Below are 18,029 nucleotides of genomic sequence, written 5' to 3'. Positions count from 1 at the left end.
TCAGCCCAGCGCGGCCAGGATGCGCCGCTTCAGGTCCAGCAGGTCCGCGGCGAGCGAACCCGCCACGGTCTCCGGCGCTTCGGCGGTCGCCACGCTGACATTCAGGGCGTAGATGGCGCCGTTGGCCAGGACCAGCGGCGTCGACAGTGCCACCACCGCCGGCTGCCAGGCGGCGACGCAGTAGCCGCCCGCGCGCACGCTGGCGCGCGCGGCATCGATATCGTCGGCCAGCGCCCGGCCCTGCCCCGGGCGGCGGCGCTTCATGGCGGCGATCCAGGCTTCGCGCCGCGCATCGGGCAGCGCCGCCAGGTAGGCGCGGCCCAGCGAGGTCAGCTCGATGGGCACGCGCTGGCCGGCCACGACGCTGCGCAACGACACCTTCCGGCTGTAGCGCACCGACTCCAGGTAGACCATGTCGTCCCCATCGGCCACCGCGATGCCGACATTGATGCGGCGCGCCTGGGCGAGTTCGCGCATGCAGGGCGCGGCGACCTTCAACACCGGCGACCCGCTGCGCATGGCATGCGCCAGACTGAGCACCGGCGCCCCCAGGCGATAGGCGCGCAGGGCCGGCTCATGCTGCAGGAAGCCGGTGCGCACCAGCGTCTGGGTCAATCGGCTGACGGTGGCGCGCGACAGGCCGGTGCGTTCGGCCAGCTCGCCATTGCCGAGAATCTCCAGCCCGGGCCGGAACGCGCGCAGCAAGGCGATGCCGCGCTCCAGCGAGCGATTGGCCGGCGCAGCGTCGGGCGTGCGGCGGACGACGGTTTTGACGGGAGCGGAAGAGGGGCGGCGGGATGGTGGCATGGAACCCCGGCATTTCCATCAGGTGGAAATGAATGCAAACCGGGCGCGACATTGTCACCTAAACTGGCCGCATCGCAAAGACGATCGTGCCCGGCCTCGCAGCCGCATTTCCCCGAGCTGCCTTACCCATACGCGCGGGCGCGTTCCTGGAGACATCGATGATTTTTTCCCTGCCCTTCTCGCGGCGCCGCGTTGCCGCCCTGGCCGCCTGCTGCCTGGCGCTTTGCGGACTGGCATCGCCCGCCGCCCGCGCAGCCTTTCCCGAACGACCCATCCGCCTGATCGTGCCCTTCCCGCCGGGCGGCGGCACCGACCTGATCGGCCGCCAGCTGGCCGAGGGGATGACGCAGAACCTGGGCCAGACCGTGGTGGTGGAAAACCGCGGCGGCGGCAGCACCATCATCGGCACGGAGGCCGTCGCCAAGGCGCAGCCCGACGGCTATACGATCCTGCTGGCGACCTTCGCCCACGCGGTCAACCCGGCCCTGCACAAAAAGCTGCCCTACTCCACGTTCGACGCCTTCGCGCCCGTGGCGCTGGTCGGCCGGTCGCCGAACGTACTGGTGGTATCGCCGAAAGCCCCCTTCAAGAGCGTCCAGGAATTGCTGGCGTACGCCCGCGCGCATCCCGGCAAGCTGACCTTCGGCTCCTATGGCAACGGCACATCGGCCCATCTGGCCGGCGAAATGTTCAAGAGCCTGGCGCACGTCAACATGGTGCACGTGCCCTATCGCGGCTCCGGCCCCGCGCTGACCGATTTGATGGGTGGCCAGATCGATACGATGTTCTCGACGGTGTCCAGCGTCGCCCAGCTGGTGAAGACCGGCCGGTTGCGCGCGCTGGCCGTGACCTCGGCCCAGCGTTCGCCATCGCACCCGGACTGGCCGACGGTAGCCGAATCCGGCGTGCCTGGCTATGTGGTGGAGAGCTGGTACGGCGTGTACGCGCCCGCCGGCACGCCGCCCGATGTCATCGCGCGCCTGAACGCCGCGCTGAAGGTGGCCGTGCAGGCCCCGGGCTTCCGCCGGAACGTGGAAGAGGAAGGCCTGGCGATCGACGTCGGCGACCCCAGGCAGCTGGATACCTTCGTGCGTGGCGAAGCCCAACGCTGGGACAAGATCATCAAGGACGCCGGCATCGCCGAGCAGTAGCCGGACGGGCCGCGGACATCCCCTGCGGCCGGCCGCCGCAACCCAACCCAATGCGGGCCCATGCCCGCCACCAGAGACATGATGCAGAATCCCACCCTACAGATGCAGATCGACGACGGCGTGGCCGTCATCACGCTGAACCGCCCCGAAGTCCGCAATGCGATCGACGATGAAATGCGCCAGGACTTCATCGCCATGCTGGACCAGGTCACCCGCGACAACGCCATCCGCGCCCTGGTACTGACGGGCGCCGGCAAGGCGTTCTGCGCCGGCGGGGATATCCGCGGCATGCGCGAACGCATGGCGGCCCCCGCCGGGCAGGTGGCCTTCAACGGCTGGAGCCGCCAGCAACGCACCCACCACGCCGTGGCGGCCCTGCATAACCTGACCAAGCCCACCATCGCGGCGGTCAACGGGGCGGCGACCGGGCTGGGCTGCGACCTGGCCCTGTGCTGCGATTTCGTGATGGCCGCCGACACGGCGACCTTTGCCATGACCTACATCCTGCGCGGCCTGATCCCGGACGGCGGCGGCATGTACTTCCTGCCGCGTCGAGTCGGCCTGCAGCGCGCCAAGGAATTGATCTACACCGGGCGCACCGTATCGGCGGAAGAAGCGCACACGCTCGGCATGGCCGACCGCGTGGCGCCCGCGGGCGAGCTGCTGCGCCAGGCCTGCGACTGGGCCCGCGCGCTGGGCGTGGGGTCCGGCGCGGCGCTGGCCTTGAGCAAAACCATCCTGAACCAGACCTTCGAGCTGACGGCGGAACAGGTATTCCAGATGGGCAGCCAGGCGCAAGCCATCTGCTACACCACGGAACAGCACCAGGCCTCGGTCCAGGCGTTCCTGGAAAAATCGGCAAAAAAGGGCTGAGCCATGAGCGCGATCGATACCCTGCTTCATCCCCGCAGCATCGCCGTGATCGGCGCCTCGGCGGACGCCGGCAAGACCGCCGGCCGGCCCGTGGCCTATCTGCAAAAGCACGGCTACGCCGGCACCATCTACCCCGTCAACCCGCGCGCCGACCAGGTGGGCGGCCTGACCTGCTATCCGGACATCGACAGCCTGCCGGACGTGCCCGATGTCGGCCTGGTACTGGTCGCTCCCGACCGCGCCATCGATGCCGTGGCCGCGCTGTCCCGCCGCGGCACGCCGGCCGCCATCGTGCTGGCCAGCGGCTTCGGCGAAACCGGCGAAAGCGGCGCGCGGCGCCAGCAGGCGCTGAAAGAAGCGGCCGGTGGCATGCGGCTGCTCGGCCCCAATACCATCGGGCTGGTCAACCTGACCGACCGCATCATGCTGTGCGCCAGCGGCGCCCTGGAGATGGAGTCGCTGCAGGGCGGCGGCATCGCCGTCGTGTCGCAGAGCGGCGGCATCCTGGGCTCGCTGCTGTCGCGCGCCGCCGCGGCAGGTCTCGGTTTCTCCAAACTCGTATCCACCGGCAACGAAGTGGACCTGGAAGCCGCCGACTTCGTGGACCACCTGGCCGACGATGCCGCCACCCAGGTCATCGCGCTGTACATGGAAGGCCTGCACAACCCGGAGAAATTCCGCCGCGCCGCGCTCAAGGCCGCGCGCGCGGGCAAGCCCGTGGTGATCTACAAGGTCGGCCGTTCCGAGTCCGGCGCGCGGTCGGCGGCGTCGCATACCGGCGCACTGGCCGGCGAAGACCGCGTCTACGACGCCCTGTTCAGCCAGGTGGGGGCCATTCGCGCGCAGACCTTCGCCGATCTGCTGGATATTCCCGCCGCGCTGGCCACGCGCCGCCGCCTGCGCGGCAAGCGCATCGCCATCCTGACGTCGACCGGCGGCGCCGGCACGCTGGTCGCCGATAGCCTGGGCGTGGCCGGTTTCGAAACGCCGCCGCCGGGGCCGGAAACGGCCGCCCGGCTGCGCGATCTGCAGAAGAACGACCAGATCGTGCTGGACCGCAATCCCATCGACGTCACCCTGGCCGGCCTACAGCCGGAACTACTGCGCAACACCATCGCCACCCTGCTGGACAGCACCGATTACGACGCGGTCATTACCGTGGTCGGTTCGTCGGCGCTGGCGCAACCCACGCTGGCGGCCGGAGCCATTGCCGCCTCGCTGGGCCAGAGCGACAAGCCGGTGCTGGCCTACGTCAGCCCCTACGCCCCGACGGTGCTCGCCAACGTCAACCGGGCCGGCGCGCCGGCGTTCACGGCGCCCGAAAGCTTCGCCGCGGTGCTGTCCGCCATGCTGGCCCGCACGGCGCGCGAAACCGCGACCGCGGGCGACGCCGGCACGGACGCCGCGGCGGGCGGCGCGGAGCCCGCCGGCGCGCCCCCGGCCGACCTGCCCGCCGGTTCGCTGAACGAAGCCCAGGCGCGCGCCTTGTTCGCACGCTACGGCATCCCGTCGGTCGGCGAACGGACGGTGAGCGACGCGGCGCAGGGCCGGCGCGAGGCAGCGGCGTTCGACCGTCCCGTGGTGCTCAAAGTGCTGTCCAGCCGCATTACCCACAAGACCGAGGCGGGCGGCGTCGCCGTGGGTGTGGCGCCCGCGGCGATCGGCGAGGCGATCGAGTCCATGGCGGCGCGCGTGCGCGAACGGACCGGTATCGAGCCCGAAGGCTATCTGTTGCAGGAAATGGCCTCCGGCGTGGAAATGATCGTCGGCGTGCATCGCGACCCGCAGCTGGGGCCCACCCTGCTGGTGGGATTGGGCGGGGTCACCGCCGAATTGTTCCAGGACACGGCGCTGCGCCTGCTGCCCGTGGATCGGGCCACCGTACGCGACATGCTGCGGTCCCTGAAGGCCTGGCCCCTGCTGGACGGCTATCGCGGCCGCCCCAAGGCCGACGTCAGGGCGCTGGAGGACGCGGTATTGAACTTCGCGTCGATGGCGGCGCAGCTGGGGGACCGCCTGGTGGAAGCGGAAATCAACCCGCTCTTCGTCCAGGAGGAAGGCCGCGGCGTACGTGCGGCGGACGGCATCGCCATCCTGAAATAACCCGCGACACCGGGCGGCCCCCGCGGCCGATACCATCCGTCAAACTCTTGGTGTACCGTAGAGCGACGCTGCGCGGATTTGCCGCGCAGCTTCATCGCCCAAGGAGCCCCTGACGCATGAAGCCCGGCATACTGGCCATCGACATCGGCGGCACCGGCCTGAAGGCCGCCGTCATCAACGAAAAAGGCCAGATGCTGGCCGACCGCGTGCGGGTTCCCACCCCCCACCCCTGCCCGCCCAAGGTGCTCCTGGAAAACCTCAAGCGCATGGTGGCCGGGCTGCCCGACTTCGATCGCATCTCTATCGGGTTTCCGGGCGTCGTGCGCGAAGGCAAGGTGCTGACCGCGCCCAACCTGGATACCAGCCTGTGGGCTGGCTTCCCGCTGCGCCAGGCGGTCTCGCGCGCCTTCGGCAACAAGCCGGCTCATCTGTTGAACGACGCCGACATGCAGGGCCTGGGCCTGGTCAGCGGACGCGGACTGGAATTCGTCATCACCCTCGGGACCGGCGTGGGAACCGCGCTGTTCCGCGACGGCGAGCTCATGCCGCACATGGAGCTGGCCCACCACCCGATCCGCAAGAACAAGACCTACGATGAATATCTCGGCGACGCCGAGCGTAAAGCCATCGGCAAAAAGAGATGGAACCGGCGCGTGCATCGGGCACTCGAATTGGTCGATACGCTGTTCATGCCGGACCGCATCTATATCGGCGGCGGCAATTCCGCGCGCCTGGACCTGACCGCCGATCGCCATATCAGGATCGGATCCAACGACGCCGGCCTGGAAGGCGGCGCCGCGCTGTGGCGCAAGGCGCGCCCATCATGAACGGCCCCTGAACGGCCGACGCGACAGTCCGCGCGCCGGACCGCCGCCCTCACGACGCCCCATGGCCCCCCCGGCGGCCATATGGGCATGACGATTGCTCCCGAAGCCGGTTTGTCCGCGTTTCCGCAAGAGAGGCCCCATGAACACCCCAACGTCCCCCGATCCCGCGCGCAACGACGAACGACTGGACCTGCTGTGCATCGACACGCTGCGCACGCTGGCCATGGACGCCGTACAGAAAGCCAACTCCGGCCACCCCGGTACGCCCATGGCGCTGGCGCCGGTGGCCTATACCCTATGGCACGATTTCCTGCGCTACGACCCCGCGCATCCCGACTGGCCCAACCGCGACCGCTTCGTGCTGTCGGCCGGTCATGCATCCATGCTGCTGTACGGCCTGCTGCATCTGGCCGGCGTCGTCGAAATCGATGCGGATGGCAAGCCCAGCGGCAATCCGGCCGTCAGCCTGGAAGATATCAAGCAGTTCCGCCAGCTCGATTCCAAGACGCCCGGCCACCCGGAATACCGCCTGACCACCGGCGTCGAAACCACCACCGGCCCGCTGGGCCAGGGTTGCGCCAACAGCGTCGGCATGGCCATCGCCCAGCGCCACCTGGCCGAGCGCTTCAACGGCCATGGCGCGGATGTATTCGACTACAACGTCTACGTTATCTGCGGCGACGGCGACATGATGGAAGGGGTCTCCGGCGAAGCCGCCTCGCTGGCGGGCCACCTGGGCTTGTCCAATCTGTGCTGGATCTACGACAACAACACCATCAGCATCGAGGGCCATACCGAACTGGCGTTCACGGAAAACGTCGCGGCGCGCTTCGCCGCCTATGGCTGGAACACCTTGCACGTCACCGACGCCAACGACCGCATGGCGCTGGCGGCGGCACTGCGTCAGTTCCAGGCCACCACCGACCGCCCCACGCTGATCGTGGTCGACAGCGTGATCGGTTTCGGGTCGCCGAACAAGCACAACACCGCGGCGGCCCACGGCGAAGCCTTGGGCGAAGAAGAAGTCCGCCTGACCAAGAAGGCATACGGCTGGCCGGAAGACGCGCATTTCCTGGTCCCCGACGAAGTGCGCGACCGCCTGCGCGACGCCCTGGCCGCCCGCGCCACCCCCGCCTACACGCAATGGTGCGCGGCGATGCAAACACTGCAGACGAAAGCGCCGGCGCTGCATGAGGAACTGCAACGCATGCGGCAGGGCCAGTTGCCGGACGGCTGGGACAGCGAGGCCCCGGTCTTCCCGCCGGACGCCAAGGGTATGGCCACGCGCGAATCCGGCGGCAAGGCCCTGAACGCCTTCGCCAGGCGCATCCCCCTGCTGATGGGCGGCGCCGCCGATCTGGCGCCATCCACCAAGACCAACCTCACATTCGAAGGCGCGGGCAGCTTCCAGCAAGGCAGCTATGGCGGCCGCAATATGCATTTCGGCGTGCGCGAGCACGCGATGGGCGCCATCGCCAACGGCATGGCGCTCTCGCACGTGCGCCCGTATACGGCCACTTTCCTGATCTTCAGCGATTACATGAAACCGCCGATCCGGCTGGCCGCGCTGATGGAATTGCCGGTGATATTCGTCTTCACCCACGATTCCATCGGGCTGGGCGAGGACGGACCGACGCACCAGCCTGTGGAACAGCTGGCACAGCTGCGCGGCATCCCGGGCATGCGCGTGCTGCGTCCATGCGATGCCAACGAAACCGTCGAAGCATGGAAGGTGGCGTTGAAGCAGACGAACCGTCCCAGCGCCCTCGTGCTGTCGCGCCAGCCGCTGCCGACGCTGGACCGCACCAGGTACGCGCCGGCCTCGAACCTCGCGCGCGGCGCCTACGTGCTGGCGGACTGCGCGCCCGAGCGGCCGCAGGTGATCCTGATGGCGACAGGCAGCGAAGTCTCGCTGTGCCTGCAGGCATACGATCGCCTGCGGGCCGACGGGATCGCGGCGCGCGTCGTTTCCATGCCCAGCTGGGATCTCTTCGAGGAACAGGACCAGGCCTATCGCGACAGCGTGCTGCCGCCCGACGTGACCGGGCGGGTGGCTGTCGAGCAGGCCGGCTACATGGGTTGGGACCGCTATGTCGGAACCACGGGCGCCACCATCGTCATGCACACCTTCGGCGCTTCCGCCCCCATCGCCAGGCTGCAAGCGAAATTCGGCTTCACAGTGGACAATGTGGTTCTCGCCGCGCGAGAACAGGCGCTAGACAAAAGGAGTACGCAATGAACCAACCGACGAACAACCCGCTGGTCCGGCTGGCGCAGGCCGGACAGGCCATCTGGCTGGATTTCCTGAGCCGCGACTTCCTGGCGCAGGGCGGCCTGGACAAGCTGGTGCGCGAGGACAGCCTGACAGGCGTGACGTCGAACCCCTCCATCTTCGAAAAGGCGATGGGGCATGGCGAGGCCTACGACGAACAGCTCCATGCCATCCTGTACCAGGGCGATGCCGAGCCGGGCGATGTCTACGAACAACTCGCGGTGCGCGACATCCAGACCGCCGCCGACGCGCTGCGTCCGGTCTACGACCGGCTCCACGGCAAGGATGGCTATGTCAGCCTGGAGGTGTCTCCCTACCTGGCCTACGATACCGAAGGCACGCTGGCCGAAGCGCGTCGCCTGTGGCGCGCGGTGGACCGGCCCAACCTGATGATCAAGGTGCCGGGCACGCCGCCCGGCGTGCCGGCGATTCGCCAATTGATCGAAGAAGGCATCAACGTCAACGTCACGCTATTGTTTTCCCGTGATGCCTACCGCGCGGTCGCGCAGGCCTATATCGAAGGCCTGGAGGCACGCGCCAAGGCCGGCAAGCCGGTGGACAGGCTGGGCAGCGTGGCGAGCTTTTTCGTCAGCCGCATCGATAGCCGCATCGACAAGAAAATCGACGACGCATTGAAACAAGCCGGCCCCGACAGCGCGCGGCTGAAGGCGCTCAAGGGCCGGATCGCCATCGCCAATGCCAAACTGGCCTACCAGGACTATCTGGAACTGATCGGCCAGGACCGCTGGAAGGCCCTGGCGCAGAAGGGCGCCCATCCGCAGCGCCTGCTGTGGGCGTCCACCGGCACCAAGAATCCCGACTACCCCGCCACGCTGTATGTCGACGAACTGATCGGGCCGGACACCGTCAACACGATGCCCACCGGCACCATGGACGCGTTCCGCCAGAGCGGCACCGTGGAACAGGCGCTGACCCGCGACATCGACGCCGCGCACCGCCAGCTGGACGAAGCGAAGGCACTGGGACTGGATCTGGACGGAGTGACCCGCGAGCTCGTGGAAGACGGCACGCGCCAGTTCTCCGACGCATTCGATGCCCTGCTGGGCGCGGTGGCCGCCAAACGGCTGACCTACCTGGGCGAGCAGATCAACGGCGTCGCGTACGAACTGCCCAAACCGCTGGCCGACGCCGTGGACAAATGCCTGGACCGGGCGCGTGCGGACGGCTGGGCGCGCCGCCTGTGGCAGCACGACGCCTCCATTTGGACCGGAGAGCAGGAAGACCGCTGGCTCGGCTGGCTGGCCGCCGGCCAGGGCAAGCAGGTCGATGCCGGCGCCATCGCCGCGCTGGCGCGCGACGTGCAAGAGGAACGCTATACCCACGCCGTGCTCCTGGGCATGGGCGGTTCCAGCCTGGGTCCCGAAGTGCTGGCGCACACCCTGGGCGAATCGGGCCAGGGCCTGGCGCTGCATGCGCTGGATTCCACCAACCCGGAAGAAATCGGCGCCGTGGAACGCGGCATCGATATCGCCCGCACCCTTTTCATCGTCTCCAGCAAATCCGGCTCGACGCTGGAGCCCGAGATCCTGAACGCGCACTTCCATGCCGCCACCGTGGCGGCGGTGGGCCAGGAAAACGCCGGCAAGCATTTCGTCGCGATCACAGACCCGGGATCCAAGCTGGAAGCCGCCGCGAAGCAGGCCGGCTATCGCGCGATCTTCCACGGCGATCCGGCCATCGGCGGCCGCTACTCGGTGCTATCGGTATTCGGCATGGTGCCCTTGGGCGTCATGGGCCACAACGTCGCGCACTTCTTCGACATCACCCAGCCCATGGTGCGCGCCTGCGGGCCGTCGTCGCCGCCCTCGGTCAATCCCGGCGTGCGCCTGGGCGCCATCCTGGGCGAAGCCGCGCGGGCAGGCCGCGACAAGCTGACCGTCTTCGCCTCCCCCGCCGTGGCCAGCATCGGCTCCTGGCTGGAACAACTGCTGGCCGAATCCACCGGCAAGCACGGCAAGGGCATCGTCCCGGTGGACCTCGAACCCATCGCCACGCCGGACGTCTACGGGCAGGACCGCGTGTTCGCCTACCTGCGCTGCGCCGAGGACGACACCGCGCACCTCGATGCCAAGGTGCAGGCCCTGGCGGCCGCCGGCCATCCGGTGATCCGCATCACGCTGCCGCGCCGCGCCGCCATCGGCCAGGAATTCTTCCGCTGGGAGATCGCCACCGCCGTGGCGGGCGCGGTGATCGGCATCGACCCCTTCGACCAGCCCGATGTGGAAGCCAGCAAGGTCAAAACGCGCGCCCTGACGGACGCCTACGAGAAGACCGGCAAGCTGCCGCCCGAAACACCGATCGCCGAGGATGGCGAACTGGCCTTCTACGGCGATGCTTCACTGGCTACCGATGGCTCGGCGGAGAGCGTGCTGCGCGCGCACCTGGCGCGGCTGGGCAAGGGCGACTACGCCGCCGTGCTGGCCTATGTCGCCCGCAACGCCGCGCACGAACGGCAGATCGCCAGCCTGCGCGTGGCGATGCGCGACCGCTACAAGGTCGCCACCGTGGGCGGCTTCGGGCCGCGCTTCCTGCATTCCACGGGGCAGGCCTACAAAGGCGGCCCGAACAGCGGGGTATTCCTGCAGATCACCGCCGACCCGGCACGCGACTTGTCCGTGCCGGGGCGCAAGATCAGCTTCGGCACCGTGCAGGCTGCCCAGGCGCTGGGCGACCTGCAAGTACTGGCCGAACGCGGCCGCCGCTACCTGCGGGTGCACATCCGCGGCGGCGATGTCGAAAGCGGTCTCGCGCGCCTGGTCAAAGCCATCAAGCAAGTGACGAACTAATCGGAGAACCCCTATGCAACTCGGATTGATTGGACTTGGGCGCATGGGCGCCAACATCGCGCGCCGCCTGATGCGCAACAAGCACGAAGTCATCGTGTACAACCGCAGCCTGGACAAGGTGAAGGAGCTGCAGTCGGAAGGCGCGACCGGCGTGGACAACGTCGAGGCCCTGATCGCCAAGCTGGCCAAGCCGCGCGCCGTCTGGGTCATGCTGCCGGCGGGCGCCGTCACCGAACACATGATCGATACGCTGGCCGGGCTGATGGAGCCGGGCGACATCATCATCGACGGCGGCAACACCATGTACAAGGACGACATCCGCCGTGCCAAGGCGCTGGCCGCCCGCAAGATCGAATACGTGGACGTGGGCACGTCCGGCGGCATCTGGGGCCTGGAACGCGGCTACTGCATGATGATCGGCGGCGAAGATCAGGTCGTGAAGCACCTGGACCCCATCTTCTCCTGCCTGGCCCCGGGATTGGGCGACATTCCGCGCACGCCCGGCCGCGAAGGCCGCGATCCGCGTGCCGAACAGGGCTACATCCACGCCGGACCCGCCGGCTCCGGCCATTTCGTGAAGATGGTCCATAACGGCATCGAGTACGGCATCATGCAGGCCTATGCCGAGGGTTTCGACATCCTGAAAACCAAGGGTTCGGAACAATTGCCGGAGGACCAGCGGCTGAACATCGAAGTCGCCGACGTCGCCGAAGTCTGGCGCCGCGGCAGCGTGGTGTCCTCCTGGCTGCTGGATCTGACCGCCACCGCGCTGGCCAAGGACCCCAAGCTGGCCGGCTTCTCCGGCGACGTCGCCGACAGCGGCGAAGGGCGCTGGACCATAGACGCGGCAGTGGAACAGGCGGTGCCTGCGCCCGTGCTGGCCAGCGCCCTGTTCGCCCGCTTCCGCTCGCGCCAGGACGCCACCTTCGGCGACAAGATGCTGTCGGCGATGCGCTTCGGTTTCGGCGGGCACGTCGAGGAGAAAAAGTGATGGCTGCCGCGCAATCGACCGGCCGCGCCTCGCGCTCGCAGGTGGCGCCGCCGGCCAACCTCTTCCTGTTCGGCGCGCATGGCGACCTGGTCAAGCGCCTGCTGGTGCCTTCCCTCTACAACCTGACGCGCGACGGGCTCGTCGGCGACGCCCTGCGCATCATCGGCGTGGACCACAACAAGGTCAGCGACGACGAATACCGCGGCAAGCTCGCGGACTTCATGCAGGAAATGTCCGCCAAGCGGGGCAGCGCCGAAGGCGGCGAGCCGGCGCTGGACCAGAAGCTGTGGGACCGCCTGGCCCAGCGCATCAGCTATCTGGAAGGCGACTTCCTGGACGACGCCACCTACCAGGCCATCGCCCAGCGCATCGAGGCTTCCGGCACGCGCAATGCCGTGTTCTACCTGGCCACGGCGCCGCGCTTCTTCTGCGAGGTGATCACCCGCCTGGCGCATGCCGGCCTGCTGCGCGAAGGCGACGACCAGTTTCGCCGCGTCGTCGTGGAAAAGCCCTTCGGCTCGGACCTGAAAACCGCGCAGGACCTGAACGCCGGCATCCTGGCGGTGATGAATGAGCGCCAGGTCTATCGCATCGACCATTACCTGGGCAAGGAGACGGTGCAGAACATCCTGGTCAGCCGCTTCTCCAACGGGCTGTTCGAATCGTTCTGGAACAACCATTACGTCGACCACGTGCAGATCACCGCCGCCGAAACCGTCGGCGTCGAACAACGCGGCAATTTCTACGAACGCACCGGGGCACTGCGCGACATGGTGCCCAACCACCTGTTCCAGTTGCTGGCCATGGTGGCCATGGAGCCGCCGACCACCTTCGGCGCCGATGAAGTGCGCAGCGAAAAGGCGAAGGTGGTCGCGGCGATCCGCCCGCAGACCGCCGACGAGGCGCGCCGCAATTCGGTGCGCGGCCAATATGCCACCGGCGAGATCAATGGCGTGCGGGTGCCGGGCTACCGCGAGGAAAACCGCGTGGCGCCGGACAGCTGCACGGAGACCTACGCCGCGCTCAAGCTGTGGGTGGACAACTGGCGCTGGGCCGGCGTGCCCTTCTACCTGCGTACCGGCAAGCGCCTGGGCGTGCGCAATACGCAGATCGCCATCTGCTTCAAGCCCGCGCCGATGTCGCCCTTCCGCGATACGCACGTGCATCGCATGCGGCCCAATTACCTGATCATCCAGATCCAGCCCGACGAAGGCATGTGGTTCGACTTCCAGGCCAAGAAGCCGGGCACCACGCTGGAAATCGACAACATCCAGATGGGCTTCGCGTACTCCGATTTCTTCAAGATGCAGCCGTCCACCGGCTACGAAACCCTGCTCTACGACTGCATGATCGGCGACCAGACGCTGTTCCAGCGGGCGGACAACATCGAGAACGGCTGGCGCGCCGTGCAGCCTTTCCTGGATGCATGGCAGGGCTGCACGGACGTGCACCTGTACGCGGCCGGCTCGGACGGTCCCGAAGCCGCGGACGAACTGCTGCGGCGGGACGGACGCGCATGGCACGGCCTGAAATAGGCGGCGCCACGCCGGCGCCCCCCATCCGCCTGCTGGTGTCGGACGTCGACGGCACGCTGGTGCGCCCGGACAAGCAGGTCAGCGCGGCCACGCTGGCCGCCATCCAGGGCCTGCGCGACGCGGACGTGGCATTCACGCTGGTCAGCAGCCGGCCGCCGCGGGGCATGCAGACGCTGGTCCGCATGCTCGGGCTGACCGCCCCGACCGCGGCTTTCAACGGCGGCGCCATCGTCGATCCCTCCGGTCGGGTGATCGAATCGCACCCCCTGACCGCCTCCAACGCGCGCGTCGCCCTGGATCTTTTCAGCGGCGCGCCGGTGGAAACCTGGGTGTTCGCCGACGACCAATGGCTGCTGCGCGACCCGCACGGCCCGTATGTGCCGCTGGAGCGGCATACGCTGGGCTTCGACGGCACGCAGGTGGACAGCTTCGAACCCTACCTCGACCGCATCGGCAAGATCGTCGCGGCCAGCGCGGACGCCGCCGGCCTGGTCCGCCTGGAGGAAACGCTCAATCCGCGCATCGCGCCCGATGCGCGCGCATCGCGGTCGCAGGTCTACTACCTGGACGTCAACCACGCGCGCGCCAACAAGGGCGATGCCGTGGAAGCCCTGGCGCGCCATCTGGGGATCCCGCTGGCCGCTACGGCCGTAATCGGCGACGGCGATAACGACGTGCCGATGTTCGAGCGGGCCGGTTTTTCCATCGCCATGGGGCAGGCCTCGGCTCAGGTGCGGGCACAGGCGACTGTGACCACGGCCAGCAACGCGGACGACGGCCTGGCCGCCGCCGTGCAGCGCTTCATTCTGCCGGGCATTTAGCCCGATCCGCCCCGCGCGGGGCCGGCGCGCGGCGCCAAGGAGGTATCGATGAACAAGGAACAAGCCTGTATTTTCGAGAACGCGACCAGCCTGGTGGCGAATCTGGCCGACTGGCTGACGGCGCGCATTGCCGCCTGCGAGGGGCGTTTCGCCCTGGCGCTGTCCGGCGGCAGCACGCCCCGGCCCCTTTATGCCCTGCTGGCCGAGCCGGAGCGCGCACGACGCATCGACTGGTCGCGCGTACATCTGTTCTGGGGCGACGAGCGCTTCGTGCCTTATGACGATCCGCGCAGCAACTACGGCATGGCCCGGCAGGCGATGATCGACAGTATCCCGATTCCCGCGGAAAACGTGCATCCGATGCCCACGGACGGCACGCCGGAATCGGCGGCCAGGCGCTATGCGGACCTGTTGCGCGAATACTATGGGTCCGCGCGGCTGGAGCCCGGCCGCCCGCTCTTCGACGTCAATCTGCTCGGCATAGGCGATGACGGCCACACGGCATCCCTGTTCCCCGGCGCGCCGCAGGTCGACGACACCCGGGACTGGACGGTGGCGGTGGTGGGCGTCAAGGACGAGCCGCGTATCTCTCTGACCTTCCCCGCGCTGGACAGCGCCGCCGCGGTCGTCTTCCTGGCCGCGGGCGACAAAAAAAGGTCCGCGGTTAGCCGGGCCCGCGCGCACGATCCCGACGTCCCCTCCGGCCGCGTACGGCCCCAAGGGGAATTGCTGTGGTACCTGGACAGGGACGCCGCGGGCGGCGATGCCTGAACGCTGCGGGCCGGCACGGGCGGCCCGGGCACCGGTCCTTCCGCACGCGGGACGATGGCCCCCTCGCGGCGGACGTTGGGCAGGTCCGCCAGGCTGCTATACCCGCGGCGGTTCGTTCAGCGCCAACGCGGTAATGGTGTGGTTATTCCAGTACATCTCGTGTATCCGGGGCACCAGCTTGCGCAGCGCCGCCACGCTGAGCTCGTTGAACGTAAGCAGCACGGCAGGACGCGACCCGTCTCCCGGGATGCGCTGAATACGGTCGTAGGACGGGAAACCGTACTTCATCAGGAAGCCGCGAACGTCCTCGTCGGAGGTGCTGTCCTGCACGTGGTTGATCAACAGCGCTGCCATGTCGGTTCCTCCCGGCGATCGCCCATGTATCGCCACGCCGCATCCCGCTATTTTTCGCGGCGCACATCGGTTTGAAAAGGCGGCACGCCAAAAGCGCACGGCCGCCCGCCATGCCTCATCCTTAGCACTACCTCATAGTTATCTAATACCCGCCGCGATCTTGCGCCGCGCCATACGCCTCTCTACCATCTTCTTCATTACCCGATGCACTCGTCCCGATCCGCGAGGCAATCATCCCCAGGATCGCCGCCGTCGCAGGGGCAACGAGCCCAGGAGGTTCTCGCCGTGGACGCAGGAACCCAACTCGCGCGCAGTCACGACATCTGCACCAAGGCCGCGCTGCTTTTGCTCAAGCGCCTGGAGACAGCCAACGAACGCTATGCCACACGGGCGCGCCAGGCTGCCGGGATCCCCGGCGATGGCCAGGCGGCAGCGGCCGGCGACGGCCAGCAGGCCGGCGGAACGGGCCAAGGACAAGCCGCCAACGGCATGGCCGCCGCGATGAGCGTCCTGGGCTGGTACGGCTATGCGGTCGACGCGATGCAGCGCTCCATCCTGTTCTGGGATACCTTGCGGCAGCGAGGCAACAACTTCATCGCCAACGCCGCCCAGGGGCTGAAACCCGTCCTGCATTTCGACTACGAGATCGTCGCCGACGGGCGCGCCTTCGACCGCCCGGTGAACTATGCCCTGCTGCGCATCAAGCCGCCGGAGGGCGTCGTCGTCGACGACCGGCAGCGCCCGTACATCATCATCGATCCGCGCGCCGGCCACGGGCCGGGCATCGGCGGTTTCAAGGACGACTCGCAGGTCGGCGTCGCGCTGCGTGCCGGACATCCCGTGTACTTCGTCGTGTTCTTCCGCGACCCCGAGCCGGGCCAGACCCTGCAGGACGTTTGCCACGCCGAACGCCTGTTCGTGCAGAAGGTGCGCGCGCTGCACCCGGACTCGCCCAAGCCGGCCCTGGTCGGCAACTGCCAGGGCGGCTGGGCGGCCATGATGCTGGCGGCCTCGGGGCCCGACGACACGGGTCCCATCGTCATCAATGGCGCGCCGATGTCCTATTGGGGCGGCGCATGGCGCGAGGGCGAAGGCGACAACCCCATGCGCTATGCCGGGGGCATGCTGGGCGGGACCTGGACGGCGTCCCTGCTGGCCGACCTGGGCAACGGCAAGTTCGACGGCGCCTGGCTGGTGCAGAACTTCGAAGAGCTGAATCCCGCCAACAGCCTGTGGGAAAAGTATTACACCGTCTACGACAAGGTGGACACCGAGCCCCCCCGATTCCTGGAATTCGAGCGCTGGTGGGGCGGCTTCTACCTGATGAACCGCGAAGAGATCGAATGGATCACGCGCAACCTCTTCGTCGGCAACAAGCTCTGGGGCGGCGACATCAAGCAGGATGGACAGCGCCTGGATCTGCGCTCGATCAAGACACCCATCGTCCTGTTCGCCTCGCTGGGGGACAACATCACACCGCCGCAACAGGCCTTCAACTGGGTCGTCGACGTGTATGGCAGCACGGAAGAGATCAAAAGCCGCGGGCAGGTGATTGTCGGGCTGCTTCACGAAAGCATCGGGCACCTGGGCATCTTCGTCTCCGGCAAGGTGGCGAAGAAGGAACATGCGCAGATCGTCTCGGTGCTGAAAACCATCGAGTCGCTGCCGCCTGGCCTGTACGGCATGACGATCGCCGATCGCCGCGACAAGGACGGCAAGGTCACGTATGAAGTGGAATTCCAGGAACATCGCCTGGAAGATATCGCGGCGCGTCTCAACCGCTTCCAGCGTGTCGACGAAAAGCCATTCGAGGCCGTGGCCATGGTGTCGGACTTCCTGCAGGAAGGCTATAACCTGTTCGCCCAGCCGTGGGTGCAGGCCATGGCCAACGACTACACGGCCCGGCGCATGCGGGAACTTCACCCCTTGCGGGTACGCAATTGGGCCATCTCGGACCTGAATCCCTGGCTGTGGTGGCTGGCGCCCGCGGCGCAGGCGGTCAGGGAGAACCGCCAGGCGCTGCCCGACGACGATGTGCTGCGCCGCGCCGAGCGCAACGCCGCCGGTATGGTCGGCGCTGCGCTGGACTACTACCGGGATACGCGCGATGCCCTGACCGAGGCTGCGTTTTTCACAACGTACGGCAGTGTCTATTCGCGCTACCTTGCGGACGGCAGAAATGGCGCCGCGCTCCGTGGAGAAGTCCAGCAGGACGCGCGCACTCTGCCCTTCGTCCGCGACGCCTTGAACGCCATCGCGGAAGGCGGCTACGTGGAGGCGCTCGCGCGGGTGGCGGCGCTGTTGCGCCGGCAGGACCAGCCCATGCCTTTGTCCCGCCTGGAGCTGCGCCACGAGCTGGCGACCGAGTATGCCGAATACCTGCCGCGCATCTCGCTGCACGAATGGCGCAGCATCCGCGGCCAGCAGGAGATCGTCGCGCAATACGAGACGGAACGGGCGATCGAGACACTGCCGCAATTGCTGCGCGATCCCGCCGACCGCAAGCGCTTCCTGGACCTGGTGGCGAAGCTCATGGCCGACGAACGGGTGCGCGGCCTGGCCACCAGCGATGCCCAGGTCGAGATGCTGGGCCGGATCCGGCGCGTGCTGGCCTCGGAAAAAATGACGAAGGTCAAGGAAGCCGAACGCGGCCCGGCCCATACTCGGGGGGCCGGACCACGGCGCCGTCAGGCCGCGCTCAAGCGTGCCTGATCCCC

The 18,029-nt window shown here is 68.0% G+C and carries 13 protein-coding genes; 11 read left to right on the top strand and 2 right to left on the bottom strand.

Going from position 1 to position 18,029, the window contains the following annotated elements:
• Positions 1-807, bottom strand: coding sequence for an IclR family transcriptional regulator (locus tag ACO1P8_RS03885; RefSeq protein WP_486294604.1), 807 nt, complete (start codon positions 805-807; stop codon positions 1-3).
• A 158-nt stretch (positions 808-965) separates the two neighbouring features.
• Between ACO1P8_RS03885 and ACO1P8_RS03880 the strand changes: the two genes are divergently transcribed.
• The 10 genes from ACO1P8_RS03880 to pgl all read left to right on the top strand — a co-directional run bounded on the left by ACO1P8_RS03880 (position 966) and on the right by pgl (position 14,958).
• Positions 966-1,958, top strand: a complete 993-nt coding sequence (locus tag ACO1P8_RS03880; RefSeq protein WP_486294603.1) for a tripartite tricarboxylate transporter substrate binding protein — start codon at positions 966-968, stop codon at positions 1,956-1,958.
• Between the two features lie 60 nt (positions 1,959-2,018).
• Positions 2,019-2,831 carry an enoyl-CoA hydratase/isomerase family protein gene (locus ACO1P8_RS03875; RefSeq protein ID WP_486294602.1) on the top strand — a complete coding sequence of 271 codons (813 nt, stop codon included), beginning with the start codon at positions 2,019-2,021 and terminating at the stop codon, positions 2,829-2,831.
• Between the two features lie 3 nt (positions 2,832-2,834).
• Complete coding sequence (locus tag ACO1P8_RS03870; RefSeq protein ID WP_486294601.1) at positions 2,835-4,934, top strand: acetate--CoA ligase family protein; 2,100 nt, start codon at positions 2,835-2,837, stop codon at positions 4,932-4,934.
• A gap of 116 nt (positions 4,935-5,050) precedes the next feature.
• Positions 5,051-5,761 carry an ROK family protein gene (locus ACO1P8_RS03865; RefSeq protein WP_486294600.1) on the top strand — a complete coding sequence of 237 codons (711 nt, stop codon included), beginning with the start codon at positions 5,051-5,053 and terminating at the stop codon, positions 5,759-5,761.
• Between the two features lie 139 nt (positions 5,762-5,900).
• Complete coding sequence (gene tkt, locus ACO1P8_RS03860; RefSeq protein ID WP_486294599.1) at positions 5,901-8,000, top strand: transketolase; 2,100 nt, start codon at positions 5,901-5,903, stop codon at positions 7,998-8,000.
• On the top strand, positions 7,997-10,840 hold the full coding sequence (locus ACO1P8_RS03855; RefSeq protein WP_486294598.1) for a bifunctional transaldolase/phosoglucose isomerase: 2,844 nt from the start codon (positions 7,997-7,999) through the stop codon (positions 10,838-10,840). Before tkt ends, ACO1P8_RS03855 begins: the two co-directional genes overlap by 4 nt.
• Before the next feature lie 13 nt (positions 10,841-10,853).
• Positions 10,854-11,831 (top strand): phosphogluconate dehydrogenase (NAD(+)-dependent, decarboxylating), encoded by a 978-nt coding sequence (gnd, locus tag ACO1P8_RS03850; protein ID WP_486294597.1) that lies wholly within the window; start codon positions 10,854-10,856, stop codon positions 11,829-11,831.
• Positions 11,831-13,366, top strand: coding sequence for a glucose-6-phosphate dehydrogenase (gene zwf, locus ACO1P8_RS03845; RefSeq protein WP_486294596.1), 1,536 nt, complete (start codon positions 11,831-11,833; stop codon positions 13,364-13,366). Before gnd ends, zwf begins: the two co-directional genes overlap by 1 nt.
• Positions 13,348-14,187, top strand: a complete 840-nt coding sequence (locus ACO1P8_RS03840) for an HAD family hydrolase (RefSeq protein WP_486294595.1) — start codon at positions 13,348-13,350, stop codon at positions 14,185-14,187. The genes zwf and ACO1P8_RS03840 overlap by 19 nt, the downstream gene beginning before the upstream one ends.
• A gap of 48 nt (positions 14,188-14,235) precedes the next feature.
• Complete coding sequence (gene pgl / locus ACO1P8_RS03835; protein WP_486294594.1) at positions 14,236-14,958, top strand: 6-phosphogluconolactonase; 723 nt, start codon at positions 14,236-14,238, stop codon at positions 14,956-14,958.
• A gap of 96 nt (positions 14,959-15,054) precedes the next feature.
• Here pgl and ACO1P8_RS03830 read toward each other — a convergent pair whose 3' ends face one another.
• Positions 15,055-15,312 (bottom strand): RNA-binding protein, encoded by a 258-nt coding sequence (locus tag ACO1P8_RS03830; protein ID WP_486294593.1) that lies wholly within the window; start codon positions 15,310-15,312, stop codon positions 15,055-15,057.
• 285 nt (positions 15,313-15,597) lie between these two features.
• On the opposite strand from ACO1P8_RS03830, the gene ACO1P8_RS03825 reads away from it, so the two are divergent.
• On the top strand, positions 15,598-18,024 hold the full coding sequence (locus tag ACO1P8_RS03825; RefSeq protein WP_486294592.1) for a DUF3141 domain-containing protein: 2,427 nt from the start codon (positions 15,598-15,600) through the stop codon (positions 18,022-18,024).
• The last annotated feature ends 5 nt before the right edge of the window (positions 18,025-18,029 follow it).

It is taken from the genome of Bordetella sp., assembly GCF_057362025.1.
The sequence above is the reverse complement of the archived record's forward strand: the minus strand, read 5'-3'. Positions and strand labels throughout refer to the sequence as shown.